This is a genomic window from Corynebacterium striatum ATCC 6940 (assembly GCF_000159135.1).
In the GTDB taxonomy this organism is placed as follows: Bacteria; Actinomycetota; Actinomycetes; order Mycobacteriales; family Mycobacteriaceae; genus Corynebacterium; species Corynebacterium striatum.
In genome coordinates, this window is record NZ_GG667520.1 from 437,015 (window position 1) to 463,554 (window position 26,540).

23 protein-coding genes are annotated in these 26,540 nt (G+C 58.2%); 11 read left to right on the forward strand and 12 right to left on the reverse strand.

Annotated features, from left to right (window positions below; genetic code table 11):
• The first annotated feature begins 80 nt into the window (after positions 1-80).
• Entirely contained in the window at positions 81-674 is a 594-nt protein-coding gene (locus tag HMPREF0308_RS04300; RefSeq protein WP_005529057.1) for a peroxiredoxin, read from the forward strand.
• Between the two features lie 135 nt (positions 675-809).
• Positions 810-1,334: an alkylhydroperoxidase, AhpD family gene (ahpD, locus tag HMPREF0308_RS04305; protein WP_005529058.1), complete on the forward strand. Its 525-nt coding sequence runs from the start codon at positions 810-812 to the stop codon at positions 1,332-1,334.
• 162 nt (positions 1,335-1,496) lie between these two features.
• Here the strand turns inward: ahpD and HMPREF0308_RS04310 are convergent, their stop codons facing one another.
• Together HMPREF0308_RS04310 and HMPREF0308_RS04315 are read right to left on the reverse strand one after the other, a co-directional pair.
• Complete coding sequence (locus tag HMPREF0308_RS04310; protein WP_005529059.1) at positions 1,497-4,040, reverse strand: DEAD/DEAH box helicase; 2,544 nt, start codon at positions 4,038-4,040, stop codon at positions 1,497-1,499.
• Positions 4,041-4,103: 63 nt separating this feature from the next.
• On the reverse strand, positions 4,104-5,198 hold the full coding sequence (locus tag HMPREF0308_RS04315) for a PAC2 family protein (RefSeq protein ID WP_005529060.1): 1,095 nt from the start codon (positions 5,196-5,198) through the stop codon (positions 4,104-4,106).
• Positions 5,199-5,537: 339 nt separating this feature from the next.
• Between HMPREF0308_RS04315 and HMPREF0308_RS04320 the strand changes: the two genes are divergently transcribed.
• Entirely contained in the window at positions 5,538-6,656 is a 1,119-nt protein-coding gene (locus HMPREF0308_RS04320; protein ID WP_034656843.1) for a DUF4192 domain-containing protein, read from the forward strand.
• 1 nt (position 6,657) lies between these two features.
• Here the strand turns inward: HMPREF0308_RS04320 and galE are convergent, their stop codons facing one another.
• From galE to HMPREF0308_RS04365, 9 genes are all read right to left on the reverse strand, one after another.
• Positions 6,658-7,644 (reverse strand): UDP-glucose 4-epimerase GalE, encoded by a 987-nt coding sequence (gene galE / locus HMPREF0308_RS04325; RefSeq protein WP_005529062.1) that lies wholly within the window; start codon positions 7,642-7,644, stop codon positions 6,658-6,660.
• The gene (locus tag HMPREF0308_RS04330) at positions 7,645-8,325 is read right to left on the reverse strand and encodes a metal-dependent transcriptional regulator (protein WP_034656975.1); all 681 of its coding nucleotides are present in this window, start codon (positions 8,323-8,325) and stop codon (positions 7,645-7,647) included.
• 290 nt (positions 8,326-8,615) lie between these two features.
• On the reverse strand, positions 8,616-9,629 hold the full coding sequence (locus HMPREF0308_RS04335; protein WP_005529064.1) for a sigma-70 family RNA polymerase sigma factor: 1,014 nt from the start codon (positions 9,627-9,629) through the stop codon (positions 8,616-8,618).
• Positions 9,630-9,807: 178 nt separating this feature from the next.
• Positions 9,808-10,560 (reverse strand): helix-turn-helix transcriptional regulator, encoded by a 753-nt coding sequence (locus HMPREF0308_RS04340; RefSeq protein ID WP_005529065.1) that lies wholly within the window; start codon positions 10,558-10,560, stop codon positions 9,808-9,810.
• Between the two features lie 113 nt (positions 10,561-10,673).
• Complete coding sequence (locus tag HMPREF0308_RS04345) at positions 10,674-12,050, reverse strand: L-serine ammonia-lyase (RefSeq protein ID WP_005529067.1); 1,377 nt, start codon at positions 12,048-12,050, stop codon at positions 10,674-10,676.
• Between the two features lie 51 nt (positions 12,051-12,101).
• The gene (locus tag HMPREF0308_RS04350) at positions 12,102-13,457 is read right to left on the reverse strand and encodes an SLC5/6 family protein (RefSeq protein ID WP_005529069.1); all 1,356 of its coding nucleotides are present in this window, start codon (positions 13,455-13,457) and stop codon (positions 12,102-12,104) included.
• A 420-nt stretch (positions 13,458-13,877) separates the two neighbouring features.
• Complete coding sequence (gene dtd, locus HMPREF0308_RS04355) at positions 13,878-14,333, reverse strand: D-aminoacyl-tRNA deacylase (protein ID WP_005529073.1); 456 nt, start codon at positions 14,331-14,333, stop codon at positions 13,878-13,880.
• Positions 14,333-15,994, reverse strand: coding sequence for a DUF7782 domain-containing protein (locus HMPREF0308_RS04360; RefSeq protein ID WP_005529075.1), 1,662 nt, complete (start codon positions 15,992-15,994; stop codon positions 14,333-14,335). Before HMPREF0308_RS04360 ends, dtd begins: the two co-directional genes overlap by 1 nt.
• Entirely contained in the window at positions 15,991-16,470 is a 480-nt protein-coding gene (locus HMPREF0308_RS04365; RefSeq protein WP_005529077.1) for a DUF3099 domain-containing protein, read from the reverse strand. The genes HMPREF0308_RS04360 and HMPREF0308_RS04365 overlap by 4 nt, the downstream gene beginning before the upstream one ends.
• Positions 16,471-16,521: 51 nt before the next feature.
• Between HMPREF0308_RS04365 and HMPREF0308_RS04370 the strand changes: the two genes are divergently transcribed.
• The 5 genes from HMPREF0308_RS04370 to HMPREF0308_RS04390 all read left to right on the forward strand — a co-directional run bounded on the left by HMPREF0308_RS04370 (position 16,522) and on the right by HMPREF0308_RS04390 (position 21,518).
• The gene (locus HMPREF0308_RS04370) at positions 16,522-16,773 is read left to right on the forward strand and encodes a DUF3039 domain-containing protein (protein WP_005529078.1); all 252 of its coding nucleotides are present in this window, start codon (positions 16,522-16,524) and stop codon (positions 16,771-16,773) included.
• Positions 16,774-16,793: 20 nt separating this feature from the next.
• Positions 16,794-18,575: a DEAD/DEAH box helicase gene (locus HMPREF0308_RS04375; RefSeq protein ID WP_034656980.1), complete on the forward strand. Its 1,782-nt coding sequence runs from the start codon at positions 16,794-16,796 to the stop codon at positions 18,573-18,575.
• A 191-nt stretch (positions 18,576-18,766) separates the two neighbouring features.
• On the forward strand, positions 18,767-19,357 hold the full coding sequence (locus HMPREF0308_RS04380) for a stage III sporulation AC/AD family protein (protein WP_005529082.1): 591 nt from the start codon (positions 18,767-18,769) through the stop codon (positions 19,355-19,357).
• Between the two features lie 188 nt (positions 19,358-19,545).
• Entirely contained in the window at positions 19,546-20,304 is a 759-nt protein-coding gene (locus HMPREF0308_RS04385) for a 6-carboxyhexanoate--CoA ligase (RefSeq protein ID WP_005529084.1), read from the forward strand.
• The gene (locus HMPREF0308_RS04390) at positions 20,301-21,518 is read left to right on the forward strand and encodes an aminotransferase class I/II-fold pyridoxal phosphate-dependent enzyme (protein WP_005529085.1); all 1,218 of its coding nucleotides are present in this window, start codon (positions 20,301-20,303) and stop codon (positions 21,516-21,518) included. The genes HMPREF0308_RS04385 and HMPREF0308_RS04390 overlap by 4 nt, the downstream gene beginning before the upstream one ends.
• On the opposite strand, the gene HMPREF0308_RS13610 is transcribed toward HMPREF0308_RS04390, so the two are convergent.
• Positions 21,493-21,648 carry a hypothetical protein gene (locus HMPREF0308_RS13610; RefSeq protein ID WP_005529087.1) on the reverse strand — a complete coding sequence of 52 codons (156 nt, stop codon included), beginning with the start codon at positions 21,646-21,648 and terminating at the stop codon, positions 21,493-21,495. The two genes, HMPREF0308_RS04390 and HMPREF0308_RS13610, sit on opposite strands and share 26 nt — an antisense overlap.
• A 309-nt stretch (positions 21,649-21,957) precedes the next feature.
• On the opposite strand from HMPREF0308_RS13610, the gene HMPREF0308_RS04395 reads away from it, so the two are divergent.
• The 3 genes from HMPREF0308_RS04395 to HMPREF0308_RS04405 all read left to right on the forward strand — a co-directional run bounded on the left by HMPREF0308_RS04395 (position 21,958) and on the right by HMPREF0308_RS04405 (position 26,512).
• Positions 21,958-23,187, forward strand: coding sequence for an NAD(P)/FAD-dependent oxidoreductase (locus tag HMPREF0308_RS04395; RefSeq protein WP_080548611.1), 1,230 nt, complete (start codon positions 21,958-21,960; stop codon positions 23,185-23,187).
• Positions 23,188-23,465: 278 nt separating this feature from the next.
• Positions 23,466-25,280, forward strand: coding sequence for a helix-turn-helix domain-containing protein (locus HMPREF0308_RS04400; RefSeq protein ID WP_034656845.1), 1,815 nt, complete (start codon positions 23,466-23,468; stop codon positions 25,278-25,280).
• 113 nt (positions 25,281-25,393) lie between these two features.
• The gene (locus HMPREF0308_RS04405; RefSeq protein WP_005529092.1) at positions 25,394-26,512 is read left to right on the forward strand and encodes an alcohol dehydrogenase catalytic domain-containing protein; all 1,119 of its coding nucleotides are present in this window, start codon (positions 25,394-25,396) and stop codon (positions 26,510-26,512) included.
• Positions 26,513-26,540: the final 28 nt, after the last annotated feature.

Here is a 26,540-nt window from a genome sequence, read left to right on the forward strand (position 1 = left end):
CAAAAGCCCTGGCAGTGGGATAAAATCCACTACTTTTATTGACGTATTAGCACTTCACCTATAAGGAGATGTCAGTTTCCATGCCTATCTTGACTGTTGGCGAGAAGTTCCCAGAGTTCGACCTCACTGCACTTAAGGGCGGTGACCTCCACGACGTCAACGCAAACCAGCCGGAGGATTACTTCGAGCAGGTTTCCCTCGATAAGTACCAGGGCAAGTGGAAGGTCGTGTTCTTCTACCCGAAGGACTTCACCTTCGTTTGCCCAACCGAGATCGCAGCCTTCGGCAAGCTGGATGAAGAGTTCCAGGATCGCGACACTCAGATTCTCGGTGGCTCCACCGACAACGAGTTCGCTCACTTCAACTGGCGTGCAACTCACCCAGAGCTGAAGGAAATTCCTTTCCCGATGTTCTCTGACATTCGCCACGACCTGATCCGCGCCCTCGGCGTTGAGAATGCTGCTGGCGTTGCAGACCGTGCAACCTTCATCATCGACCCGGACGGCATCATCCAGTTCGTTTCCGTTACTCCGGACGCTGTTGGCCGTAACGTTGACGAGGTTCTCCGCGTCCTCGACGCACTGCAGTCCGAAGAAGTTTGCGCCTGCAACTGGGAGGCAAACGATCCGACCAAGAACATCAACAAGCTCGACGTCGTTCAGTCTGCTCTCTAAGGGTGACTAAACCGCGCGTGCTAGGCCACGCGTGGTAATCACGCGGGATGATAAAGCCCCCTCGGGCAACCGAAGGGGCTTTCCTTTGAACTTCTTCTGAAAATCACTTATTAAAAACGCTAAGGAGCACAAGATATGTCTATCGATAACCTGAAGTCTTCCCTTCCGGAGTACGCAAAGGACCAGAAGCTGAACCTGGGCACCCTGGCTCGTTCCACCGAGCTGAACGAGGAGCAGCTGTGGGGCTCCATGTTGGCTGCTGCTGCCGCAACCCGCAACGACACCGTTCTTTCCGAGATCATCGAGGAAGCAAAGGAGCACCTGTCTGAGGCTGCTGTTGAGGCTGCTCTCGGTGCCGCAACCGTCATGGCTATGAACAACGTTGCATACCGCGCTAAGGGCTGGCTCGGCGATGACTTCGCTCAGGTTAAGTTCGGTCTGCGTATGAACATCATCTCCAAGCCAGGCGTCGAGAAGGCCAACTTCGAGCTGTGGAACACCGTTGTCTCCGCAATCAACGGCTGCGAGCACTGCCTCGTTGCACACTCCAAGACCCTGGCTGAAGAGGGCCTGACCAAGGAGCAGGTCTGGGAGGGCATCAAGATTGCTGGTGTTATCCAGGCAGTTGCTCAGACCGTTCAGGTCGAGGCTGCTCGCTAGTCTAGGACTGGTTTAAAGCCTCGCTAAGAGATTTATGACCCGCACAATCGTGCGGGTCATTTTCCGTCTGGGCACAAGTGCTGTTTCTAGCTTTGCCTGGGGTGCCTGATACTTCGGCGGACTGGTCGTCAGAATGAATAGCAGGGGTGGGGTGGAATGTCGTTATCGTTCGATAATTAAGCTAGACAGTCGCACTTCGCCGGCCTCATCAGAAGCATCGAGGTCAACCACGGCGACGAACTGGTAGCCATGGTCGCCTTCCGGATCTTTGATGATCTGCCGGATCTGCCACAGGCGGGTGTCCTGGCCCGAAAGACGGAAGAACTCAGGGCCACGTGCTGCGGGGCCAGAATCGATGTCGTCGTATTCGTCGAAGTAGTCATCGAGCGCCGCACCGAAATCGGGGATTTCCTCAAGGTAATCCAATAGCTCTGCAAGGCGTTCTTCTTTCTCTAACGCAAATAGCTGTACCAAACGGAACATGTAGTTGCGCACCATAATGCTAAACGCACGCCGGTTGGAGGTCAGCGCGGTTGGGTCCTCCACACCAAAGGCAAGCTCGCGCTCCAGATCTTCCTGCGAGATAGGGGAATCCTCGCCGGCCACCTCAGCCCACTCGTCCACGAGGGAGGAATCCACCTGCCGGATGAGCTCCCCGAGCCAGACCACGACGTCGGAAAGCTCCTCAGTGAAGTAATCATCCGGAACGGACTGCTTCAAGGTGCGCCACGCATCGGTCAGATAGCGCAGAATCACTCCCTCCGAGCGCGCCAAACCGTAGGTCGCCACCAAGTCAGAGAAGGTCATGGCGTTTTCGAGCATGTCACGAACCACAGACTTCGGACGCAACTCGAATTCCTTGACCCAGGCGTTCGTCTCCGCGAAGGTGTCATAGGCATGTTCTAACAGCTCCTCGAGCGGCTTGGGCCACGTGATCTCCTCAACGATTGCCATGCGCTCGGTGTAATCCACGCCATCTGCCTTGAGCGCCGCAATCTCCTCGCCGCGGCGCTGCTTCTGTTGCGCGATGAGGACCTGGCGCGGATCATCCAGAATCGCCTCGTACACCGAAATCACGTCAAGGGTATACGTGTCCGATTCCGGATCAAGCAGACTCAGCGCGGCCAGCGCAAATGGCCCCAAAGGCTGGTTTAGCGCGAAGTCTCGCGGTAGCTCGCGGACCAAGTGATAGGGACGCCCGTAGATGTCGAGCCCCTTCGTGGACTTTTGCACCACACCTGAGTTCAACAGCCCGCGGAAGAGATCCAGAGCCGTCAAAATATCCTGGTTCTGCTTCGTGCGGGTGTCGTGGTTGGTGCGCAGAAGGTGCTTCATGTGCTCGTAGCCATTGCCGTGACGGGCCAGGACATTCAGCAACATCGAGTTGGATACGCGGAACTGCGAAGTGAGCTGTTCGGGCTCAGCCTCTGTAAGACGCGCAAAGGTCTTTTCCGACCACGTCACGTCACCCTCACGCGCCGACTTTTTCTTTAGCTTCTTGAGGCGCGCCGGGTCATTGCTGAGCCGGCGGCGGGCCTTGGCATTCTCGATCTCGTGCTCGGGGGCCTCGACGATGACCGTGCCTTCGGTGTCGTAACCCGCACGTCCCGCGCGGCCCGCGATCTGGTGGAACTCGCGGGATTTAAGGATGCGCTGGCGCTGACCGTCATACTTGGCCAAGCCGGTCATGAGCACGGTGCGAATTGGGACGTTGATGCCCACGCCCAAAGTATCAGTACCGCAGATAATCTTAAGCAAGCCCTTCTGCGCCAAACGCTCGACCAAACGGCGGTACTTGGGAAGCATGCCTGCGTGGTGAACACCAATGCCACGGCGCAGGAGCTTGGAGAGGTCGCGGCCGAAGGTCGTCGTAAAGCGGAAGCTCGAAAGTTCCGCGGCAATCGCCTCCTTCTCCTCAGGCGTAATGATTCCAGAAAGGGAGGTCAGCGCCTGGGCGCGCTCCGACGCCTCGCGTTGGGAAAAGTGCACTACGTACACCGGAGCTTTCCCAGACTTTAGAATCTCTTCAATTGTCTCGTGAACGGCAGTGAATACGTAGGAAAAATCTAGGGGTACGGGGCGGGTGCTGCCGGCCACGAGGGTGGTTTCGCGCCCAGTGCGCTCGGTGAGGTCTTTTTCGAGCCAGCTGGTATCTCCCAACGTGGCGGACATCAGCAGGAACTGCGTCTTGGGCAGCTCGAGCAACGGGACCTGCCAGGCCCAGCCGCGGTCTGGCTCGGAGTAGTAATGGAACTCGTCCATGACTACTTGATCAATGTTGGCTTCGGCGCCGTCGCGAAGCGCAATGTTCGCCACAATCTCAGCTGTTGCCGCAATGATGGGAGCATTGCCGTTGACGGTGGCGTCACCAGTCATCATGCCCACGTTCTCCGCGCCGAAGATCTCGCACAAAGCGAAGAACTTTTCGGAGACCAGCGCCTTGATGGGGGCAGTATAAAAGCTGCGCTGCCCACGCGCGAGCGCAATGAAGTGCGCAGCGTTGGCCACCATCGACTTACCTGAGCCCGTTGGCGTGGCAAGGATGACATTGTCGCCCGCGAGAATGCCGAGCGAGGCCTCCTCCTGTGCGGGATAAAGCGAGATTCCACGCTGATTGGTCCACGTGAGGAAGGTATCCCAGATGGCCTCATCGACGAGGGATTCTGGGACTTCGGCAAGATCGGGCAGCATCTGAGAAAGGTTCACCCTCACCACCTTAGGTGATGAGGGTGTGGGTGGCGACAAGCCCGTCGCACTGCTGGGATGGCGCTAGATATCGTCGCCCAAGTTGTTCCTGCGGTCATTGGGGCTCTGTTCACTGGAGCCCTTGTCCTCGTGGCGCTCAGCTTCTCCGGATGTTTCTTCAGCTGCTCGCTCAGCGGCGTCTTCGCGGTCATCAATCTCACTGTCGAGAATATCGTGGAGCTGCGAAGAATCCTTGTCCAAGCCTGCGAGGAAGGCCTGGAACTCGGCGCCAATCTCGTCGCCGGAAGGCACGCCTTCTTCGCCCGGCAAGAGGGCGTTCGGGTGCTCCTCGCGGTAGCGCTCGTGGTAGTAGTCATACTGCTGCTCGAGCTGCTGGACGACGCCCGTGATCTCATCGGAGTCCATCACCTGCTCCTCCAGCTGCTGGCTGACGCGCGCGATGTCAGCTTCGAGGCTGCCAAGCGGCAGGTTCAGGCCAGCGGTGTTTGATACCGAGTTGAGCAGCGAGAACGTGCCTTGGGGGTACGGCGAAGAAGCCAGGTAATGGGGCACCGAGACGGTGTAACCAGCCACGTTGCGGCCCTTCTTATCCAGCGCCTTTTCCAAGAAAAGGGCGGCGGAGCCTGGAACCATTATGGTCTGGTCCATCTTCATCATGCGCCCAGTTAGCTCTTGGGAGTTGCCGTGAGCAGTAATGACCGTGGGGCGAGTGTGCGGCACAGGCATCGGGGCGGCGTAAAGGACGATGGTGTTGTGCACATCAAACTTCTCAGCGATGTTCACAACGGCGTCGGTGAAAGCTTCCCAGCGCAGGTCCGGCTCAGGACCAGACAGCAGCAGAAAAGACTTACCGGAATTGTCCCGCAGGACCTTGATCCCTAAATCGGTCGGCTCAATCTCTACCGTGCGATCTTTGTCGATGGTGACCATTGGGCGACGAGAACGGTAATCGATGAGCTCATCGCTATTAAAGGACGCCAATTGACGGCTTTCGAGTGCGGCCTTCAGGTGGTCCGCAGAAGCCTCTACAGCCTGACCGGCATCTGCATAGCCGTGCATTGCAACGATCATGGTCGGACCCTTGTCCGCGTTGGAAGAATCCTTGACCACTGGGGCCGGATATTCCAATTCGTAGATGCGCTTTTGTTCTTCATGCATGCTTGCGATACCTCCTAAACCTGTGCCCGACAATACAGACCTGTCGTGCACTTATCGCTTCCAACACCGCCTTGCAGACAAGTATTCCCATTGGATTTTCACCAGTAGATATGGTGAAGCCGGAAACCGAAGCCTAAGGATGAGCCCTAAGGATGAGCACTGTGCTGAAAGGTTGGTTTCTTGATCTTGCCCTATACAGACAAGTTACGCTAGAAATTCGCCAAATAGCTGTGGATAACCTTGAAATTGGCGTGGCCTCGCGGTGAGTTATCCACAAATCTCGGGCGCTGGGCAAATTGAACCTAGAAGTAGCTTGCATGCTTCCCGCACCCTAGGTGCATGACCAACTACTTGAACCAACGCAAATCATCTGCACCCATCAATACGCCGGGACATCTCCTTGCCAACGTACCTGGAGCTCTAGGTTTCTATCCCACGGATTCCGTCATATTCATGACCTTCGAGCCTTGCCCACAGGGGATGGCAATGGGGCCCGTTGCTCGAATCGATTTTGACGATGCCCAGGAAGCCCTGCCGGAGATTTGGGAGACCATTGTCTCGCCCCAAACCGAGGGCGTGTTCGCGTTCTTTATCACTCAACGCCCTATGGACGAGGTGGATGCGCTCGCTGAATGGATGTATGCGCTGCATAAACACACGCACGGAATGGATATCGATGCAGCGTGGCACACCACTGAGATTGTTACGGGCGCGCGCTACGAGATTCTCTTCGGGGTTGTAAACCACGAGGGGAATGGTCCCATGAAGAAGTGGCGGGAGGGGCCGATCCCAGCGCTTACCGACGCCCCGACCATGCAGCATTGCGTGGGCAAGGAGCTCATTCCTGAGCTTAGTAGGGAAGAGCTCTATCAGAAGTTTGCGTGTGGTAATCCTCGTCTGTCGCGCGAGGAATCTATGGGTATCGCGAAACGAGCTTTAGCCCATGCGCACCAGTTTCGGGCGGAGGTAGAGCTGAGTGATGAAGACCCGGACTCTGTCGTTGAGGACTTCCTGGGTGATGCATGGTGGCAGCTGCGCTGTCTCGACGACTTAGACGCCACGCTTGGCGACGTCGAGGCTCTCGAGACATGTGCCACCTGGATGGCTACCACGTGGTCCAGGGACCTAGTCATCGCGCAGTTGTGCCAACAGCCAGACAAGGCAAGCGTGCTCCTCCTTGCCACTGCCCGCACCTTTGAGGGCGTCATCCGGTATAACGCGCTCGCGCTGTATGCCATTACTCAGATGCAGCTTGATCGCGGTCAACTAGCTGGCCCTGCTCTAAACGTCTTGACCGAGGAAGCACCAGAACATTCGCTGGGTGGTCTGGTGCACCAGATCTTCCGCCTCGGGCTTTCAGAGAAACTGGTGGATGTATTGCGTACAGCGTCCGGCATGGCTCGCCAGATGGTCGGGCAGGCGCGGCACGACGCTGAAGGCGCTGGGGAGGTGGCTTGAGCTAGACGCGCTTTGCGGAGTGTGCTTTGTCGCCCAGTTCCTTGGTGAAATTCCACGCGTCGGTGACGATGGTCTCCAGGTCAGTACGAGTGGGGTTCCATCCGAGCTCTGCCTTGATCTTCTCGGAGGACGCAACCAGGGTGGCTGGGTCGCCGGCTCGCCGGGGTGCGATCTCCGCAGGGATCTCGTGGCCGGTGACCTTGCGGCACATTTCGATGACTTCCTTGACGGAATAACCGTCGCCAGAGCCCAAATTGTAGATGCGGTGGGTGCCTTCGGTGTTGGTCTTCAGCGCCAGAACGTGGGCATCTGCGAGGTCGCGGATGTGGATGTAGTCCCTGACCGCGGTGCCGTCGGCGGTGGGGTAGTCATCGCCGAACATGAAGATCTTGTCGCGGTGGCCAAGCGCCACCTGGAGTACCAGCGGAATGAGATGGGTCTCGATGGCACGGTTCTCACCAATAGAGCCGTATGCACCGGCGACGTTGAAGTAACGCAGCGAGGTAGCGCCGAGACCGTAGGCCTTGGCGAAAGACGTGATGATGTAGTCGATGGACAGCTTTGACGCACCGTAGGGATTAGTAGGCTGAGTCGGCATATCCTCCGTGATTGGAACCTGCTTTGGTTCACCATAGGTCGCAGCGGTGGAAGAGAAAACAAGGTTCTTTACGCCGTGCGCACGCATGGCGTTCAAAAGTTTGAGGGAGGTGACTACGTTGTGCTCCCAGTAGTCGGCTGGAATCTCTACCGACTCGCCGACCAACGAGCGGGCAGCGAAGTGGACTACGCCTTCAAAACCACCTTCGGCAAGTACCTCTTCGACAACATCGGCTACGTCACCTTCAACAAGGCGTGCCCCGGCGGGGACGGCTTCGCGATTGCCGGTGCTGAAATTGTCAATGATCGTGACGCCGTGGCCTTCTTCGACCAGAACTGCCGCGCAAACAGAACCTACGTAACCGGCACCGCCGGTGACTAGAAGCTTCACTTATTTCACCTCAATACGAATTGCGTGTGCGAGATCATCAAGTAGTTCGATGGTGGCACCAGACTCGGTGGTGAGGGTGACTGTGCCATTGTTGTTCACGACGGTGACGGGCGCGCCGACAACGACTCCTGCTTCGTAGATTTGGCGGAAGGTCTCGGTATCTACCTGCAGAATCTCATTGATCTGCATGATTGTTGCGGGAGTCTCTTCGCCGTTGGGCAGATCGATGGCACGGGTGCCGCTTGGAATATCCCTGTCTTCAGCGCCGAGCTGATCAAGAGCTGGGATTGGATTACCAAAAGGGGAGCGGGTGGAATCAGGGAGTACAGCAACAACGCGTTTTTCCACTTCTTCACTCATGACGTGTTCCCAGCGGCAGGCCTCGTCGTGGACCTGGTGGATGTCGAGCCCGAGGACGTCGGTAAGCAGGCGCTCTGCAAGTCGGTGCTTGCGCATAACAGCGGTGGCTAGTTCGCGACCTGCGGGAGTGAGATCTAGGCTGCGGTCAGTGCGAACGCGGAGCAGTCCATCGCGTTCCATACGAGCGACAGTTTGGGACACCGTAGGACCTGACTGCTCGAGACGCTCAGCGATACGGGCGCGCAGCGGCGTGATGCCTTCTTCCTCAAGCTCATAAATAGTACGTAGGTACATTTCAGTGGTATCAACGAGGTCCCTCACGTGGGCAAACCCTTTCTGCATGATAGGGAGCGCCGAAAATGCTGCCGACCATTCCTCGGAGAGAAGAGCGGCCGCCTAGCTCGGTGCCTTCGAACAATAACTAAACAATACCGCACTTTGTGATCTAAATAGCTTAGGTCTAATCGCATTTTCTACTTAGCTGGGCAGTATGGGCGGTTACCCACCTACCTATTAAACGCAAAGACCCTACCGGGTATTCCCTATAAATGGGAATTTCTCAGGCAGGGTCTGTCATCTCAGGATTTGTGGGCTTAAATGTGTGGGAAAGCCTACAGCGCGTACTCGCGGAGGCGATCCGCACGATTGCCGTCTCGCAGCTTTGCCATCACTTCGCGCTCGATCTGGCGGACGCGTTCGCGGGAAAGCCCAAATTTACGGCCAATCTGGTCGAGCGTGCGCGGGACACCGTCGTCCAATCCATAACGCAAACGGATGACATCCTGCTCGCGTTCTTCCAAGGTTTCGATGACGCCACGAATGTCGGAGTGACGCATTGCGGCAACGACTGCGGTTTCAGCATCCGTTGCTTCTGCATCCTCGATGAAGTCGCCGAGTGGTGCTTCTTCATCGGTGCCGACTGGCATATCCAAGGAAACAGGGTCGCGGGATTGGCGGAGGAGCATCTCGATCTTCGACTCCTCGATACCGGACTCTTCAGCGAGCTCTTCGTTGGTGGCTTCGCGGCCCAAGGACTGGTACATCTCGCGCTTGATGCGGGAGAGTTTATTGACCTGTTCGACCAAGTGGACTGGGAGGCGGATGGTGCGCGACTGATCTGCCATGCCGCGGGTGATGGCCTGGCGAATCCACCACGTTGCGTAGGTGGAGAATTTGAAGCCCTTGGCGTAGTCGAACTTCTCCATGGCGCGGATTAGGCCAAGGTTGCCTTCCTGGATTAGGTCGAGGAGCGGCATTCCGCGACCGGTGTAGCGCTTGGCCAATGAAACGACGAGGCGAAGATTTGCTTCCAGCAGGTGGGAACGAGCCTTCTTGCCCTCGCGAACCAAGATCTTGAGGTCGCGCTTTTCGGCGCGGGTGATCTTTTCTGCATTCGCGAGTTTGTACTCTGCGTAAAGGCCAACTTCGATGCGCTGGGCGAGTTCTACCTCGTCTTCGGCGCTGAGCAGAGCAGTTTTGCCGATGCCGTTGAGATAAACGCGAACCAGATCGGCGGACGGATTGTCATTGGTTTGATTACGACGCGAACCGCGATCAACTTCCTGCTCTTCTGCGAGTGAGTCTTTACCAAGGTCAGCAGCGGTGCTGTCGGACTTGTTGGCCATGTCGAGCCTCCTGAGGTTGCGGCTTGTTGCAACATGTACAACGGCCCTCGGACCCTTTTAGTTCCCGTGTCTAAAAATTTTTCGAGTTCTATGCCGGAAAGGGGCTGACCCTCCCCGCAAATGGGGGAGGGTCTGGGAGGGGCTTGCCCAAAGGCGCTAGAAGCGTGGAGCGAGGTACCTAATTGCGCACCTTGACTAGATAACGGTAGATGGTGGGTTCGGAGACCCCAAGGCGTTGTGCTGCTGCGCTAATGCCACCTTTGAGGAGGAAGAACCCGTTTTCTTCCAGGGTGCGGACAACTTCGATGCGTTCATCGCGTTGCATGCGATCAACGGGGGCATTTTGGGTTGCAATAGCGGCATCGAGCATCGATTCGAGCAAATTCTCAACGTTGTCGCGGAGAGATTCGCTGACCGCTTCTTCCTCGGCAGTGGGCTGGGTGACAATGGTCTGAGCGACCTGGGCGCCTGGGTATCCGCCGAAGGCTTGGGTCTTGTCCTTGGCTTCTTCGGTGCTGCCAATGAGGAAGTTGGCAGCGTTGCGGATAGCAACAAGATCCGAAATGTCCACATTAATACACAGCATGCCGCGCATGTGGCCAGTCGAATCGCGGAGGAAATAGCTGGAGGAGTGGCAAATCTTTCCCTCAGCATTGACAGCCCGGTAACCGGTCATCATGGGTACTGCGGCTGCGTCGCCTTGCTTCATAAACCATAAAGCGAAGTCTGTGACCGGGCCGCCGATTTTGCGCCCTGAAATATGGCCATTTGCGATTGCAATGATGGACTGGTCCGGTACATCGAGATCGTGCAAGACGATTTCAGTGTTGGGGCCCAGGGCTTGGCCTAGAAATTCGACGAGAGGTACGTACTGCCCGAGGAAATCTTGGTCAATGCCGTGACTGTTGAGCTCATTCATCAGTTGAAGCATGTCCTTGTGTTCCTGACATTTAGATAGATGGATAGATATTAGCACAAAATAAGGCGGATGAACACGAGCGGCGTAGCGCTGTGTTCACCCGCCTTATGGGTGACTTCGGAATGCTAGCCGCACACCGGAATTGGAGGATGAACAGCCAGCGCGAGGCCGCCTTGTGAAGTCTCGCGGTACTTGGCATTCAAGTCCTTGCCAGTCTTGTACATGGTCCAGATGACCTCGTCGAGGCTGACGCATGGCTTGCTCTCACGTTCGAGGGCCATGCGGGCACTGGTGATTGAGTCAACTGCAGCCACAGCATTACGCTCAATGCAAGGAACCTGTACTTGGCCGAGGACTGGGTCACAGGTCAGGCCAAGCTTGTGCTCCATGCCAATCTCGGCAGCTACGCAAACTTGTTCTGGGGTGCCACCCATGAGTTGAGCCAAGCCACCTGCGGCCATTGAGCAGGCAACACCGATTTCGCCTTGGCAACCGACCTCTGCACCCGAGATGGATGCATTCATCTTGTACAGCGAAGCAATTTGGTTGCACGCGAAGATGTAGTCCGCGAACATATCCTCGGTAACTGGCTCGACAAACTTGTCGTAGTACGCAAGCACTGCTGGGACAACGCCGCAGGCGCCGTTGGTTGGGGCAGTGACAACGCGGCCACATGATGCGTTTTCCTCTGAGATTGCCAGTGCAAACATGTTGACCCAGCTGAGGATGTTCAAGCCGTCATGTGGCTCTTCCTTTTCCAAGCGACGCTTTAGGGCAGCCGCGCGGCGCGGAACGAGAAGGGCACCAGGCAGCGGGCCGTCGGAGGAGGAGCCGCGGACAATGCCGGTGTACATGACGTCGCGAACCTTGCGAAGGTGCTCACGAACTTCTTCTTCGGAGCGAAGCGCAAGCTCATTAGCCATGCCCAACTCTGGGAGGGTCATGTTGTTTGTCTCACACAGGGCAAGCATTTCAGCAGCGCTGGCGTAGGTATAAGGAACCTTGATGTTGTCCTCGCCGCGCTTGGCAAAGTCTTCCTGGGAGACAATGAACCCGCCGCCGATGGAGTAGTAGGTCTTGTGCAGGAGTTCTTCTTCGTCGTCGTCGAAGGCGATGAGGCACATGCCGTTCTCATGCATCGGTAGGTATTCGTCGTGGAAGAAGAAGCCGCCTTCTTTCGGGAAGTCAACTTCACGGGTACCGCCAAGCATGAGCTTTTCGGAGGCGTGGATGTCCTTGACGAACTCGGAGATCCCGTCAATGTCAACGGTTTCCGGCTCCTCCCCGGCAAGGCCCAGGAGGATGGCCTTGTCGGTGGAGTGGCCGATACCTGTTAGAGACAGGGAGCCGTAGACATTAGCTTGAATGCGAGTGACGTGCTCGAACAGTTCCTTTTCCTTGAGCTCATCAACAAACGCCTTGCCAGCTTTCATTGGGCCAAGCGTGTGTGAGCTTGAGGGGCCGATGCCAATCTTGAACATATCGAAGATGCTGATGAACATTGCTTTTCCTTGAATCCTCAGAGTTTCCAGATTTCCGGTTCGTACTCTGACCTAGAAGGCCTGGACGATGGTGTAGATGATGGTGGCGAGGGCGATGAGGCCCATGAAGAAGACGAAGTAGTTGGAAGCCTTGCCCTTGAAGCGAGCCAGTGCGGGAACCTTGTGGATTGCCCACATCGGGATGAGGAAGAGGATGAGTGCAATCGTCGGGCCACACAGGGTTTCAATCATGCCCAGGATGGATGGGTCTGCCCAAGCGGTCAGCCATGCGGTAACCAGCATGAAGATGAGGGTGATAGTGCCAAGCTTGCGAGCGGTTGCAGCGTCGTCCTTTTCGAGGTTCTTGTTGCCCTTGAGGATGAGGCCTTCGAAGCCTTCAGCAGCGCCGAGGTAGTGGCCGAGGAAGGACTTTGCAACAGCGACCATTGCGATAATCGGTGCAATCCACTGGATGATCGGGGTATCGAAGTGGTTAGCCAGGTAGGACAGGATGGTGATGTTCTGGGACTTTGCTTCTGCCATGTCAGCTGGGGACAGCGCCAGGGCGCAGGAGAAGACGAAGAACATGACGACGACGACCATAAGGATTTCTGCGCGCAGCAGGGTCTTGCGTGCCTTGACCTCAGCGAACTTGCCGTAGGTCTCGCGGCGGTCAACTGCGAAGGAGGAAATCATCGGGGAGTGGTTGAAGGAGAAGACCATAACCGGAACCAGGAGCATCAGGGTGACACCCAAGCTGTGGCCGGAAGCTTCACGGGCAACGTTCAGGTCGAAGGAATCGAACAATGCGGTGTTCCACTTCGGGATGAGGTAGACGGATAGCAGAACCAGAACGCCGATGAACGGGTAGACCAGCCAAGACATGACCTTGACGATGACATCCTTGCCCATGCGGACGATGAGGATGAGACCACCGACCAGCAGGAGGGAGGTCAGCCAGCGTGCCGGCGGGTTAATACCGATTTGGTTCTGGAGGAAGGAATTAACCGTGTTGGTGATGGTCACGGAGTAAACCAAGAGAATCGGGTAGACGGAGAGGAAGTACAGGATGTTCATGAACACGCCTGCCTTAATTCCGAAGTGCTCCTCGACGACGTCGGTGAGGTCGCCTTCTGGCTTGGAGCTAGAGAGCACCAGGCGGGTGAGGCCACGGTGTGCCCAGTAGGTCATTGGCAGTGCCACGACCGTCATGATGAGCAGTGGGATGATGCCGCCGATGCCTGCGTTGATGGGGAGGAACAAGACGCCGGCGCCGATTGCGGTGCCAAAGAGTGACAGCATCCAGGTGAGGTCTGACTTGTTCCACTTTGGGGCGCCGGTGGTTCCGGAGAATGGTGACTGCGATGAGTCAGCGGAAGTGGACTGTTCGGCCTTCAATGCTTTGGAGGTCTTGAGGCTCTCCGGCATGTTGGGCTCATTCTCTGGGTGATTCGCGGTGTTGTTCCGCAAGACTGAGTGAGACATTTTCTTTCTCCTGCGTCTCTAGATGGTCGACCGAAGCTTTAGAGCTTGGTGCAACCTTGCAAGCCTTGAGAATTTTCTCTCGGTTACAATTCTGCAACTGCCTTCGGACGTTTTGCTCTTTGTCCTGCAGTTTCAGCCCTTTTTGCTTCGCTGTAGTTTCATCATAAACCCGCAGCGGTGAGAGGTAATAATAAATTATCGTATTGCAAGCACGTTTTTTATCACTCTTTAAAAATTTGATTTTTACGCCGGTCTGTGCTTTGTTCAACAACCTGATGGGTGGAGTGAAGTATCACATATTCAAATAGAAAACGCGCAGGTAAAAAGCCTGCGCGCGGTGAGGGATTGGGCTGTGGGAAAGTTTTAGGCCTCCACGAGAACTGTGAATGGACCCTGATTTACGGATGCAACATCCATCATTACCCCGAATTTTCCGGTCTCAACATGGAGTCCCCGTGAGAGAAGTTTTGCAGTGATTCTCTCTATTACGGGTTCTGCCTTCTCTCCCGGCGCAGCATCGGACCAGGAAGGACGACGGCCCTTGGCAGTCTTTCCGTACAGCGTAAATTGACTGACGACCAACACTGGAGCGCCAGCTTCCTCAACGCTTCTTTCACCTTCAAGAATGCGCAGTTCGGCGATCTTGCGTGCCATTTTCTCAATAGCAGCCTCGAGCTCACTGTCCGAGGACTCGGTATCAATGCGAGAAATTCCAATCAGTGCCAGAATTCCTCCGGTATCTGGGCAGTCAATTTCCCCCACGACCTCCCCATTTACGGTTACGGATGCGTGAGAAACACGCGTGAGAACGGCTCGCATTAATCCTCCTCTTGGTCGGTCGAGTTGTCGGAGTGGGCATCTCCCTGGAGATCGTCGCGGTTTCCCTCAAAGGTGACGCTGCTTGCAGAAGCGGTATCAACGTTGGTGAATGCTAAGAGATCCGTCGGGATGATAAGCCCATGGCGGATGAGATCGACCATCGCGGGAATCGCCGAGGCCACGAGTTCTTCTTCGTCGAAGCCCTGGGCTTCAGCATAGAGCTCGATTGTTTCTCCCAAATTCAGACCGTGCGGGTTGAGGCCTGCAACGATGGACGCGATGTGCTTGTCGACGTCGTGGGACCACCGTGGCCCTTCCGTGCGGGTTAAACGCAACGCTGCCGGCAAGAAACCCATTCCGAGCTCGTTATCTGGAAGGCCGATGTCTTCCCGTGCTACGCCAGGGCGGACCTGGAAGTGCTTGGTTTCGATTTCGCCGGGGACGAGGTTGCGCAGCCAGGCAATGCGCGCGAAATATTCCTCTACCTCTGGTCCCAGCGGATCTGTGAACGGTTGTGGCATGTATTCGGCAAGGATGTCGGAGGGCTCGTCGTCGCCGATTCTCTGGATGGCCACGAATCCGAACCCAATCCCGGTGACATCGTGTGCAGAAAAGTGCTCAAGCCACAGCCGGGCGCGTTCGCGTCCTTCTAGCGAGCGCACGTCTACGGATTCGTCCTTGAGCCATGTCGATACATAAAGCGCAGGATCAGCCACGTCGCGCTGGATGATCCATGCGGCAACACCAGTGTCGGGCAGCCAAGAAGCCACACGCTGCTGCCAGGATTGTTCGCCCTGATGCACCCACGCAGCGAGGACGTGCGCGCTGCCACCCGGATTGAGGTGCTCAACTGCCTGGGAGACCACGAGTTCACTGGCGCCATCGAGGTTGAGCCCAGAGTCACGATAAATATGACCAACCTCTGGCAAACCCACCACAAAGGGAGGGTTAGCAACGATTCGGTCGAAGCTCATTCCTGCAACCGGCTCAAACCAGGAGCCTTGCAGAAGTTCTACCTTGTCGCTTGCGTCTGTGCCTGCCGCTGCGATTGTCGCGCGTGCCAGCTCAAGGGCTCGCTCGTGCAGATCGGTCGCCGTGACATGCTCTGCGGTCGATAGCTGACCCAGTAGCTGTACACCTGAACCCGTTCCCAAGTCCAAGGCGGACTCGACTGGAGTCAGCGGAGTCGACTGGAGAAGCGAGAGGCTAGCCGCACCGACGCCTAGGACGTGGCCTGGGCCGGGTACATGATCGACGAGCCCGGCATCGACGTCGGAAAAGACTAGTCGATTCTCACCCACAATGATGTGCGGCCGGATGTCATAAGCAATGCAGACCTTGCCAACGTCGTTGCGCTGGGCGATGCCTGCATCCAGTAGCTTCGTGGCAAGCCTGGCACTCAGGACGTCGGAAAGCTGCTCCGGCGTGACAGCATCGTGAAGGATAAACAGGCGGATGAGGGCGTCGAGAGTGGTATCGCCTGCAGCACCTAAGGCTACGGCCGCTGGCTCGCCACGGTGCATAGCCTCCGTGTACTCCGGACCCAAATGTCCGGCGATGCCATCGGCGGTGAAGCCGTGCGTGGTGAGAAACGCGCTGAGTTCTGCGGCAACCTCGGCCACTGGGTACTCGGGCTGGAAAGCAGGGCCAAAGATAGTCATCGTGGGTCCTTTTCGTCGAAATCTATGTCGTGGTCAATGGTCTCAACTGGCTGATCTTCGATCGCCCTGCGTTGTTGATTGGCAATCTGCTGTGCCTGAGCTTGTGCCATCTGGCGGGCAAGAGCCGGTTTGTAGACGTTCTTTTCCCTCTTGTCCTTCGGCTGCCCCTTGCCATTGCCAATGACAACCGCAATCCACGGCAGCGGGAATGTCACGCCAATGATGAGCGTCGCGACAAGCCACGCATCGTAGAAATAGATGAGGGCGCCGCCTACCAGCAGAGAAGGAACGCGCAGAAACTGCAGGATCGAGTAGATGACCTCACGTCTGTGGCGGTCTTGGCCTGGGGAGAGCTGAGCGTCCGTGATGAGGTGAGCTTCGCGGCGTCGAAAAGCGCGGCGGGGAGACCAACGCCCCGATTGTGGGGTGGCCTTCGGCCTATAACCGGACCTATCGCGCGAGTTCTTTGAGGACATGCGTACAAGGGTAGACGTGCGACTCGCGAAGTTCGACACCAATGCGGCATTATGGGTGGGGTGAGTACGACGACTAAGACGATTGAACGTCCCGACATCCGTGAGGATTCGTCGACGACTGATAATGACACCCCAAAGTTCTTCCACTACGTGAAGAAGAACCAGATTTTGGACTCCGCGGTCAACGGTAAGTACGTCGTTGCACTGTGCGGCGAGACCTTCCCCGTAACCAAGCAGGCAAAGCCCGGCTCCCCGGTGTGCCCGGATTGTGAGCGCGTGTACAAGGGGCTGCGACGCAAGTGAGCCACCCGGTGGGTAATTCTGTGTCTCGAAACCCCAGAAGATTCGCCAACAACGGAAAGCTACGTGCCTGGCAGCAGGCCGCCCTCGATAAGTTCCTGGCCAAAAAGCCCCAGGACTTCATGGCCGTGGCAACGCCTGGTGCGGGTAAGACCACCTTCGCGCTGCGCATTGCCACGGAGCTGATGGAAGACCGCACGGTCGAGCGCGTCATCGTCGTGGTGCCTACTGAACACCTAAAGATTCAGTGGTCCCAGTCGGCCGCGCGCGTGGGCTTGGCGCTGGATCCGCACTTCTCGAATTCTTCTGCCGTGAACCCGGCGATGGACGGCATCGTGGTGACCTATGCCCAGGTGGGCATGCACCCGTTCAAGCACCGCGCGGTGGCTTCGGCGCGCCGTACGTTGGTGATCCTGGATGAGATCCACCACGCCGGTGACGCCAAGAGCTGGGGCGACGGCGTGCGCGAGGCTTACGACGACGTCGAGCACCGCTTGGCGCTAACAGGTACGCCTTTCCGCTCGGATGACTCGCAGATTCCTTTCGTGCGCTACGAGCAGGACGGTGAGGGCCACCTGGTCTCGCGCTCGGACCACGCTTATAACTATGGCGATGCGCTTCGCGACGGCGTCGTGCGCCCCGTTGTGTTTTTGTCCTACTCGGGCGAGGCGCGTTGGCGCGACTCCGCGGGTGAGGAATACGCCGCGCGTCTGGGCGATATCTTGAACCCGGAGCAAACCGCCCGCGCGTGGAAGACGGCGCTGGACCCGAAGGGCGAGTGGATCCCGGCGGTGCTGCAGGCCGCGCACACGCGCCTTATGCAGATGCGCCGCAACATGCCGGACGCTGGCGGCCTGGTGCTGGCTACCGATACGCAGACCGCGCGTGCTTACGCGAAGATTCTGAAGCAGATTTCCTCGACGCCGGTCTCGGTGATTTTGTCCGATGACCCGGGCTCCTCGGACCGCATTGAGGAGTTTTCCAAGTCCACCGACGAGTGGATGGTGGCAGTGCGCATGGTGTCTGAGGGCGTCGACGTCCCGCGCCTAGCGGTGGGCGTTTACGCCACCTCGGCCTCGACTCCGCTGTTCTTCGCGCAGGCAATCGGCCGCTTCGTGCGATCGCGTATGCCCGGTGAGACCGCCTCGGTGTTCCTGCCTTCCGTGCCGGTGCTGCTGGGCCTTGCTGAGAACATGGAAAAAGAACGCAACCATGTCCTGGGTGAGGAGAAGAGCCCCGATAAAGAGGGCTGGGACGACGAACTGTTAGCGGAGGCCAATAGTAAGAAGTCTGAGCCCGACATGCTCGAGCCCTCCTACGAGGCCCTCGGCGCGGAGGCGGAATTTTCCGGCCTGCTCTTTAACGGCTCGCAGTTCAACACCGGCGACATCACCGAAGACGTCGATGCGGACTTCCTGGGCATCCCCGGGCTTCTCGACGCCGACCAGGTCAAGGACCTGCTGCGCAAGAAGCAGTCGGAGGAACTCGACCGCCGCGAAGCAGAGGAGAAGGCGCGCCGGGCTGCTGAGGCCGCTGAGGAACAGCGTCGCAAGCTCTACGGCATGCAGTACGCCCCGAAGCGCCGTGAGGAACCAGCCAACAACCAAGAATCCACCGGCGTGGTGGATGAGATTGGCAACCTGCGCAAGGAGCTCAACACCGTTGTCTCCATTACCGCGCAGCGCACCGGTCGCCCCCACGGCGCCATTCACACTGAGGTGCGCAAGGCCTGCGGCGGCCCACCCACCGCGCTGTGCGACGCCGAGCAACTGCGCCAGCGCATCGAGTACCTGCGCAAGTGGTAGCAGTGGTGCGGCCTAACCTCGGCCGCGCCACAAACTCCGCCACGTCACAAAACAAGCCACAGCACACTTGTCAGTGAATTCACAGGTTCCGTCAGTAACGTGGACGCAAGCGATTGCAAACGCATAAGTTATTAAACGCACGTATTCGATAAAGAGCACACAATTAGGGCTGCCCCAAGGAGGCCAACCACATGACCACCCCGAACAACCCAGAGAACCCGTACAACGCAAACAACCCATTTAGCAGCGACAGCACCGGCAAGCTGCCCTCCTACGGTGAGGCAACCTCCAAGGAGAACGAGGAGTACGCCCACGACGCAAACAACTACGGCGTAGACAACACCGCTCACGACCACGCCTCCCACGATGCTTACGGCACGAACGCAACCGCCGCTGGCGCCGGCTACCCGGCCTACGCTGGTGCCGATAGCCAGCCGGCAAAGAAGAACGCCGTTGCTATCTGGGCGATGGTCATCGGCATCATCGCGCTGCTGTCCCTGCTGCTGATTGTTCCGCCGCTGCTGCTCGGCCCAATCGGCATCATCGTCTCCATCATCGCGCTGGTCGTTGGCCGCAATCGCCCGCAGGAGCTGCGCCGCACCTGGATGTCCATCGTCGGCCTGATTACTTCCATCCTGGCCCTCGCTGGAACCATCGTCATCATGGCCCTCGGCGTGAAGCTCCTCGGTGACACCGGCGCCGCCAAGTGCTTGGAGTTGCAGGACCCTGCCCAGCAGCAGGCCTGCATGGAAGAAACCCTGGGCACCGCATCGCAGCAGTAGGGGAAATACCCACACGCTGCACTAAGCAACCCCCACGAGCCCCGACCACATACGTGGTTGGAAGGCACGTGGGGGTTCTTAATGTCTCGTGGAAGTCGCACTGTCACTTGGCATCGGTAAGTGCGTTTCCGAGCGGAGCTAGGAGAGGGGATTAACCCTGTTTCGATAATTATTGAACGGTGTTCAAGATGCTGGGCTACGATACCTGCATGGCAGAAACCTCGACTGTGCTGATGAGTATTAAGATGCGTGCAAGCCTTGAAGGTAGGCATATCTCGGGTGCAGAACGCATCGTAGAACCGCACCTTGTTCCTCGCGTGAGCTCAGAGCTTGCTACTCGTGCGTTGCGGCACGAGAAGGGCGTGCCGGATTCCATCAACATTGCTACGCGGGCGGTTGCAGCAAGCGACATTGCTCATGTCAGCGCCTTGAAGGTTAGTGCACGGGACTGCGAGAACCCGGAGTCTGCGCAAACAGCGATGATAACCGTGCTCGCTAGGAACAACCGTGTTTCCGAGAGCGCAGCCCGCCGAGGTATCGAGCTTCTGTACCGCACCCGCGATATGCGCGGTGCGAGCATTGTCTGCGCTGAAACCGGTGAGCGTCTAGACACTCATGGGCAACGTGGCGTTCGGGTGGGAACATTTGATTGGGCTGATTTCCTTTGTGCCGAGTCGAAGAACCATCGGGCTGATGCCGTTGCTTTAGCATCCAAGGCTCTTGCTGCGCCGGGCATTGTCGCGGAAGTCTGTATTTCCGATGACCCGAGCTACACCACGGGTTATGTTGCGGTCGAAGGTTCCTATACGGCTTTGCGCAACGTCAAGGCTGAAGGCGGGAAACAAGGTGGACGTGTCTTGTTCTATTCAGGCGCACTTAGTGTACTTCCGGCGACAGAGCAGTGGCTGCGTGAAAAGCCTGTCCTCGTGGAAGGTTCTTGGCAATGAGCCTGAAAGACTGGGTATGCAGTTCTAATGCTTCGTGGTGTGAGCGTGGTCTGGAAAGAGCCGAAAGGATCATTAGCGGTAGTCAAAGTCCGCACACCGTGGTCGATGGGCGTGAAACGCTGCTTGCGGGATCGTCTGATTACCTGGGGCTCGGGGCGAATCGCGCGCTTGCCGACGCAGCCCACAAAGCAACGTTGCGCGCCGGGGTGGGGTCAGGAGGATCGCGTCTGACCACGGGTACGAGTGACTATCACGTAGCGCTCGAGCGTGATCTGGCTGGGTTTGTCGGTGCGCCGGCAGCGCTCGTGTTTGGTTCGGGTTACCACGCCAACATGGGAGTAATTCCTGCGCTTGCTGCAGCTGCGCGAGATTGTGGCGAGAGGCTTTCTATTTTCTCTGATGCTGATAATCATGCGAGCATCATCGACGGCATCCGGCTGGCCAAGTCGAGCTGCCAAGGGGTCCGGTCATCTGTTTATCCGCACCTTGACGTGAAAACCTTAGAAGAGCAGCTTGCTGCCGATGCATCGGAGCGCCGATTGATTGTCAGTGACGGCGTATTTTCCATGTCCGGCGAGCTTGCGAATCTCCATGCGCTTCAGGAACTTGCTCAGGATTCCAACGCCTGGTTGATGATCGATGACGCGCACGGGATCGGCACACTTGGCAAAAATGGACGCGGCGTTTGTGAGCATTTCGATTTGCCCTTGTCGGATATCTATATCGGTACCGCGAGCAAAGCACTAGGTGTGGCGGGCGCTTTCGTCGCGGGCAGTGAGCCACTTATCGAGCTATGCCGCCAACGTTGCCGCAGCTACATCTTCTCAACGTCCATGCCGCCATCGCAGGCAGCCACCATCAGTGCGGCGTTAGCTCTCGTTCCTTCGCGAGTGCAACGGCTTGCCCGCGTCGTGCGCAACCTTCGGCAGCGTCTGCGGGCGAACGGTTGGAAAGTGGTGGACTCGCCCGCACCTATTATCGTCTTGCCGGTAGGCGCTGAGGGCGCAGCTATGGAGTGTGCGGCACAGGCAGCTGAAAGGGGAGTAATTGTTTCTCCGATCCGCTATCCGTCGGTACCGCTCGGACAGGCATTGCTAAGACTTACGGCTCATGCTGACTACTCCGAGGAAGATATTGCGCTCATTGTCGATGCCGTAGGCCCCTGCCTCAATAGTGCGACCGCGGTGCTCACCACAAAGTGGCCATCACAATGAGCGCCGAAGCCACAACGAGCGGAACCTCCCACATACCGATGTGCAAGGCCGGAAGTCTCATCACTTCGCCGGTGGCTGGGGCGATTCCCAGAAGCAGGGTGATGAGTCGATTGATCTTGATGTCCTTCATGTCTGCTCCTCTTTGCTTCAGCCTTCGGTGCTTGGGTCAAGCCGATTCGCTTATTTGCCATTCCTTACCGTGGGCCCAAGTTTCGAGATTTCTAGAGCTAATAGGGAGGCGCTATTTAATTATTGTCACCGCTCATTCTTGCTCAGCTTTCTAATGTTTCTGGTTTTAACTGCGCCTATTCAAAACGGATGTCGCGGTCTATGGGATGTAGTAGCATTTCCCACAATTGTCTTAATATGTGACATAGAACCTAGCCTGTGCCAATGAAGGGGCTGGCTAAAACCGTGACTATCTAAGGAGTAGAAAGTGGTGGCAAATCATTCAATCGTTATCGGCGCGGGCATGGTGGGTTTGTCCACCGCCTGGTTCCTGCGTAAAGCCGGACACGAGGTCACGGTCATTGACCGCGACGGCGTGGCAGCCGGCTCCTCGTGGGGCAACGCCGGTTGGTTGAGCCCGGGCAAGACCATCCCGCTGGCAAACCGTGAGCTGTGGCGCTACACCCCTCAGGCATTCCTCGACCCGAACGCAGCACTGCACGTGCCGCTGATTCCGGACCCCAAGGTCGTGGACTTCGGTGTGCGGTTCATGGCGAACGCGAACCAGCGCGCCTGGGACCACACCATGAAGGCGCTTACTCCCATCAACCTTAAGGCGCTGGGCGCATACGACGAGCTCGTTGAGGGCGGCGTGGAATCCTGGACCAAGGACAGCCCATTTATCATCGCCTTCAAGAATGAGGCTGAGGCCGCCGGCTTCATCGAAGAGGTCGAAGGCGCCGTACGCCACGGCCAGGAAGTGCCTTTCGAGGAGATTTCCAATCCCCGCGACTTCGTCCCCCACCTATCTGACTCGGTGAACCTCGTATTCAAGCTGGGCAACCAGCGCTACTTTGAACCGGGCCCCTTCTGCCACAAGCTTGCCGACGCCCTCCGCTCCCGCGGCGTCGAAATCCGCACCGGCGCTTCCGTGGTGGATGTCCAGTCCACCCGCAAGCCAGTAGTTGAGCTCTCCACGGGTGAGCGCCTGCAGGCGGACAGCGTGGTTATTGCAACTGGTGCATGGCTGCCGAAGCTCGCTCGCCGCCTTGGCGTGCGTACCCGCGTACAAGCAGGCCGCGGCTATTCCTTCAGCGTCGACACCGGCGAGAATTCCATCGACTATCCGGTCTACCTGCCAGCCCAGCGTCTTGCCTGCACCCCGTACCGGGGCCGTTTCCGCATCGCCGGCACCATGGAGTTCCGCGACGCGGATGCGGCATTCGATCCAAAGCGCGTGCAGTCCATGATCAAGCACGCGAGTGAGATGTTCACCGGCATCAACTTCGATGACCGCCAGGACGAATGGGTGGGCAGCCGCCCAGTCACCCCAGACGGCCTGCCCCTCATCGGCGCAACCAAGGCGCCGAACGTTTACGTCTCAGGCGGACACGGCATGTGGGGCGTGGTCCTCGGCCCAGCGTCCGGCCGGGCGCTGGCACACCTCATTGAGACGGGCGAGACCCTGCCGGAGATTAAGGACTTCGACCCGCTGCGCTAGTCGAAGATGAGCTTCATCGTCTTTGAACCGAAAGGGGCGTCGTAGGAATCTTCCAACGGCGCGCCTAGGCCTGACCCCCGACGTGTCCACTTTTCGGGGGTCAGGCCCGTTCAAGCGAGAGCATGTAGTAGCCCGGAGTCGACATTGGTTGGGAATGTGTCGAAAGCGCCAGCTCCCGGCACGCCTGACGTGGGCCTGCGAAAATGCCAGTGTGTAGTCCCTGCGTGTGCCAAGATGGACACACATCACAGTCGTGTGCGAAGGAAAAGGAGGACGCTGTGTCAGCATTGAGCGAAATCCTGCGCAGGCTCAATAGCTCGGTGACCATACCTGATCATTTGCTCGCGTCGTTGCAGGAGGACGAGCTTTCGGCGCTGCGCATGCTGGAAAACACCATCGATTCCAACCGCACGTGGCGCGTCATGTCGACGAAGATTTTGGAAGTCTCGCAAATGCTCAATGCGGGTCGCGCGTCGAATGACGTGCTTGACACCATCGTGCGGCATGCGCGCTCTATCATTGGCGCGCACATTGGGTACATCAGTCTCAACGATGACGAGTCGGGATTTACCAATATCCTTGCTACGGCTGGCGTTGTGACGGAGGGCTTTCGGAATATTCGCATGCCCATCGGCACTGGCATCTTGGGCATTGTGGCGGCCACGAATCGCCCCGCCTGGACATATGATCACGCTGAGGATCCGGAGGTCAGTCACGTCGATTACGTGGATGAGGCGGTGGAAGCCGAGGGTATTCGAGGAATTCTGGGTGCGCCCATTCGCATCAGTGGCAAGACCGTGGGCGCGTTGCTCGTCGGCGACCGCCACCCGCGGCATTACTCGCGTGATGAAATTATGGCTATCGAGCTCCTCGGCGCGATGACGGCGGTAGCACTTGATACGGCGCGCGTCATCGAGTCCCAGGGCGAGTCTGTCGCGAAGCTCAGCCGTTCGCAGTTGGAACTGCGCACCCACGTCGAGGAATTGCACAAACTTGCCGATGCCGACTCCCGGCTGCTCGCAGTCCTCATCGGCGATGCACGGTTCGAGGAACTTGCGGAGGTGCTTAGCGAGTTCTTGGGTGTGCAGGTCGAGCTGTGGCTAGAAGAATCATCTACCTTCGTGGGCGATGGCACGCGCGACGAGTGGACGGATGCCATCGCCGCGGCACGCAAGCACAACAACACGAGGAGCGTGGATAATCGCAGCGTGCTTCCGGTCGAGTTCCATGGGCGTTTCCTTGGGGCGATCTGCGTGCCCAAAGGTATTAACGACGTGGAGCTGCGCGTCGTGGGGCATGCCTCCGCGGCTTTCGCCGCCATCGCTCTCTTCAACGAGGCGCTTGTCGATGCCACCGCGCGCAAGGTTGATGACCTTGTCTACTCCGTTGCAGTGGGCACCGCCGGAAATGAAGAGGCGTTGCGTCTCAAACGGCTGACAGGCATCGACCTCGCGCAACCAGAGTCGCTGTATTTCCTCGGCGTCAACTGCGCCGACCCGGCACTGTCCCGGATGCGTCTGGATGGGTTGCTCGATGGGGCGTCGGCAGTCACGCGTCATGAGCAGCATTACTGCGTGCTCTTTCAGCCGGATAGGGATGTCGCAACGTCCGTGCGTCGGCTCGTCGCGGAGTCGTCCGCGCCCGTCTTCGTTGCGGCCGCACCCGTTGCCGGTGTGACGGAGGCGCACGAGGCACACGATTCGGCGATGGCGTACCTCGATGCCGCGATCACATTGGGCATGAGCGGCGAGCTCGTCACCGAAGATACGCTCGGTGCAGTGGGGCTCATCCTGAGAGCGGACCCGAGTGCACTGGCGACGCTCGTAAGGCGTAGTGTGGGCGCGCTTGTTGAGTACGACGCCGCGCATGACACGGAGCTCGAGGCGACGGCCTACCAGTTCTTCTTGAGCGGACACAGCATTCCCGGAACCGCACGCGAGTTGTACCTCCACGTTAATACCGTGCGCCAGCGCCTCGAGCGCATTAGCCGGGTCCTTGGGGAGGATTGGGCAACAGGGGAGCGAAGCCTCGATACCCAGCTTGCGCTCCGGATTCGTGCGCTAGCGCGAGGCCGCAGCCACACGGGTGTGTAGATTTACACACCCGTCACGCTGAATGGTGGATTATTCTCCTAAGGAAACCTCTGGCGTCCTGCTGGATTCTGACTAGATTGAGTTGCACATCACACAACCTCGAAGGAGTCCACATGTCTGACACCATCACCATCCAGGGCGCTGTGCTCGAGCGCTCGGATGCCGCGCGTCCCTACGCGGATTCGCAGCCGATTTCCATCAGCGAGCTTGAGCTCACCGCGCCGGGCGAAGGCGAAATCCTGGTTAAGATCACCGCGGCCGGCATCTGTCACTCGGACCTGTCCGTGGTGAACAACAACCGTCCGCGCCCGCTGCCCATGCTGCTCGGCCACGAGTCTGCTGGCGTCGTCGAGGAAGTCGGTCCCGGTGTGAGCAAGGTGAAGGTCGGCGACCATGTCGTCATGACCTTCCTCCCGCGCTGCGGCGAGTGCGATGGCTGCAAGACCGACGGAAAGATGCCGTGTGAGGTCGGTTCCAAGACCAACAACGAGGGCACGCTCATCCGCGGTACCCGCCACCTCACCCGCAACGGCGAGACCGTCCAGCACCACCTCGGCGTCTCCGGCTTCGCGACGCACGCGGTCGTCTCTGAGCTCTCCGTTGTTCCCATCGGTTCTGACGTCCCTGCCGACATCGCCGCCATCTTTGGCTGCGCCATCCTCACGGGAGGCGGCGCCATCCTCAACGAGATTGACCCGAAGCCGGAAGATTCCATTGCCGTTGTCGGCCTCGGTGGCGTGGGCATGTCCGCTATCATCACCGCCGCAGCACTCGGTGTGAAGGAGATTGTGGGCATCGACATGCAGGCTGACAAGTGTGCCAAGGCCATCGAGCTTGGCGCCACCGATGCCATGACCCCGGCTGAGGCCGAAGCCTCCGGCAAGAAGTTCACCGCCGTCGTCGAGGCCGCCGGTCACCCCAAGGCTCTCGAAACTGCCTACAAGCTCACCGGTCCGGGCGGTCTGACCGTCACCGTCGGTCTGCCGGCGCCGGGCTCCACCATCGCCATCGACCCTCTCGTCATGACTGGCGAGGCCCGTCGCGTCCATGGCTGCTACCTCGGTTCTTCCGTCCCGACCAAGGACATCCCGAAGTACGAGCAGCTCTGGCGCGACGGCAAGCTCAACGCTGAAGGCCTCATCTCCAGCCACATCAAGCTTGCCGATATCAACCAGGCCATGGACAACCTCTCTGAGGGCGTGGCACTGCGTCAGATCATCGAGTTCGACTAATTCTCGTTCAGCCCCAGCTCGGGGCGTT

Bases quoted from the DNA above. Each gene is read 5' to 3' on its own strand.
- HMPREF0308_RS04300 (WP_005529057.1), top strand. From the start codon at position 81: ATGCCTATCTTGACTGTTGGCGAGAAGTTCCCAGAGTTCGACCTCACT.
- ahpD (WP_005529058.1), top strand. From the start codon at position 810: ATGTCTATCGATAACCTGAAGTCTTCCCTTCCGGAGTACGCAAAGGAC.
- HMPREF0308_RS04315 (WP_005529060.1), bottom strand. From the start codon at position 5,198: ATGCATGAAGAACAAAAGCGCATCTACGAATTGGAATATCCGGCCCCA.
- HMPREF0308_RS04320 (WP_034656843.1), top strand. From the start codon at position 5,538: ATGACCAACTACTTGAACCAACGCAAATCATCTGCACCCATCAATACG.
- HMPREF0308_RS04335 (WP_005529064.1), bottom strand. From the start codon at position 9,629: ATGGCCAACAAGTCCGACAGCACCGCTGCTGACCTTGGTAAAGACTCA.
- HMPREF0308_RS04340 (WP_005529065.1), bottom strand. From the start codon at position 10,560: ATGCTTCAACTGATGAATGAGCTCAACAGTCACGGCATTGACCAAGAT.
- HMPREF0308_RS04345 (WP_005529067.1), bottom strand. From the start codon at position 12,050: ATGTTCATCAGCATCTTCGATATGTTCAAGATTGGCATCGGCCCCTCA.
- HMPREF0308_RS04350 (WP_005529069.1), bottom strand. From the start codon at position 13,457: ATGCCGGAGAGCCTCAAGACCTCCAAAGCATTGAAGGCCGAACAGTCC.
- dtd (WP_005529073.1), bottom strand. From the start codon at position 14,333: ATGCGAGCCGTTCTCACGCGTGTTTCTCACGCATCCGTAACCGTAAAT.
- HMPREF0308_RS04360 (WP_005529075.1), bottom strand. From the start codon at position 15,994: ATGACTATCTTTGGCCCTGCTTTCCAGCCCGAGTACCCAGTGGCCGAG.
- HMPREF0308_RS04365 (WP_005529077.1), bottom strand. From the start codon at position 16,470: ATGTCCTCAAAGAACTCGCGCGATAGGTCCGGTTATAGGCCGAAGGCC.
- HMPREF0308_RS04370 (WP_005529078.1), top strand. From the start codon at position 16,522: ATGGGTGGGGTGAGTACGACGACTAAGACGATTGAACGTCCCGACATC.
- HMPREF0308_RS04380 (WP_005529082.1), top strand. From the start codon at position 18,767: ATGACCACCCCGAACAACCCAGAGAACCCGTACAACGCAAACAACCCA.
- HMPREF0308_RS04385 (WP_005529084.1), top strand. From the start codon at position 19,546: ATGCTGGGCTACGATACCTGCATGGCAGAAACCTCGACTGTGCTGATG.
- HMPREF0308_RS04390 (WP_005529085.1), top strand. From the start codon at position 20,301: ATGAGCCTGAAAGACTGGGTATGCAGTTCTAATGCTTCGTGGTGTGAG.
- HMPREF0308_RS13610 (WP_005529087.1), bottom strand. From the start codon at position 21,648: ATGAAGGACATCAAGATCAATCGACTCATCACCCTGCTTCTGGGAATC.
- HMPREF0308_RS04405 (WP_005529092.1), top strand. From the start codon at position 25,394: ATGTCTGACACCATCACCATCCAGGGCGCTGTGCTCGAGCGCTCGGAT.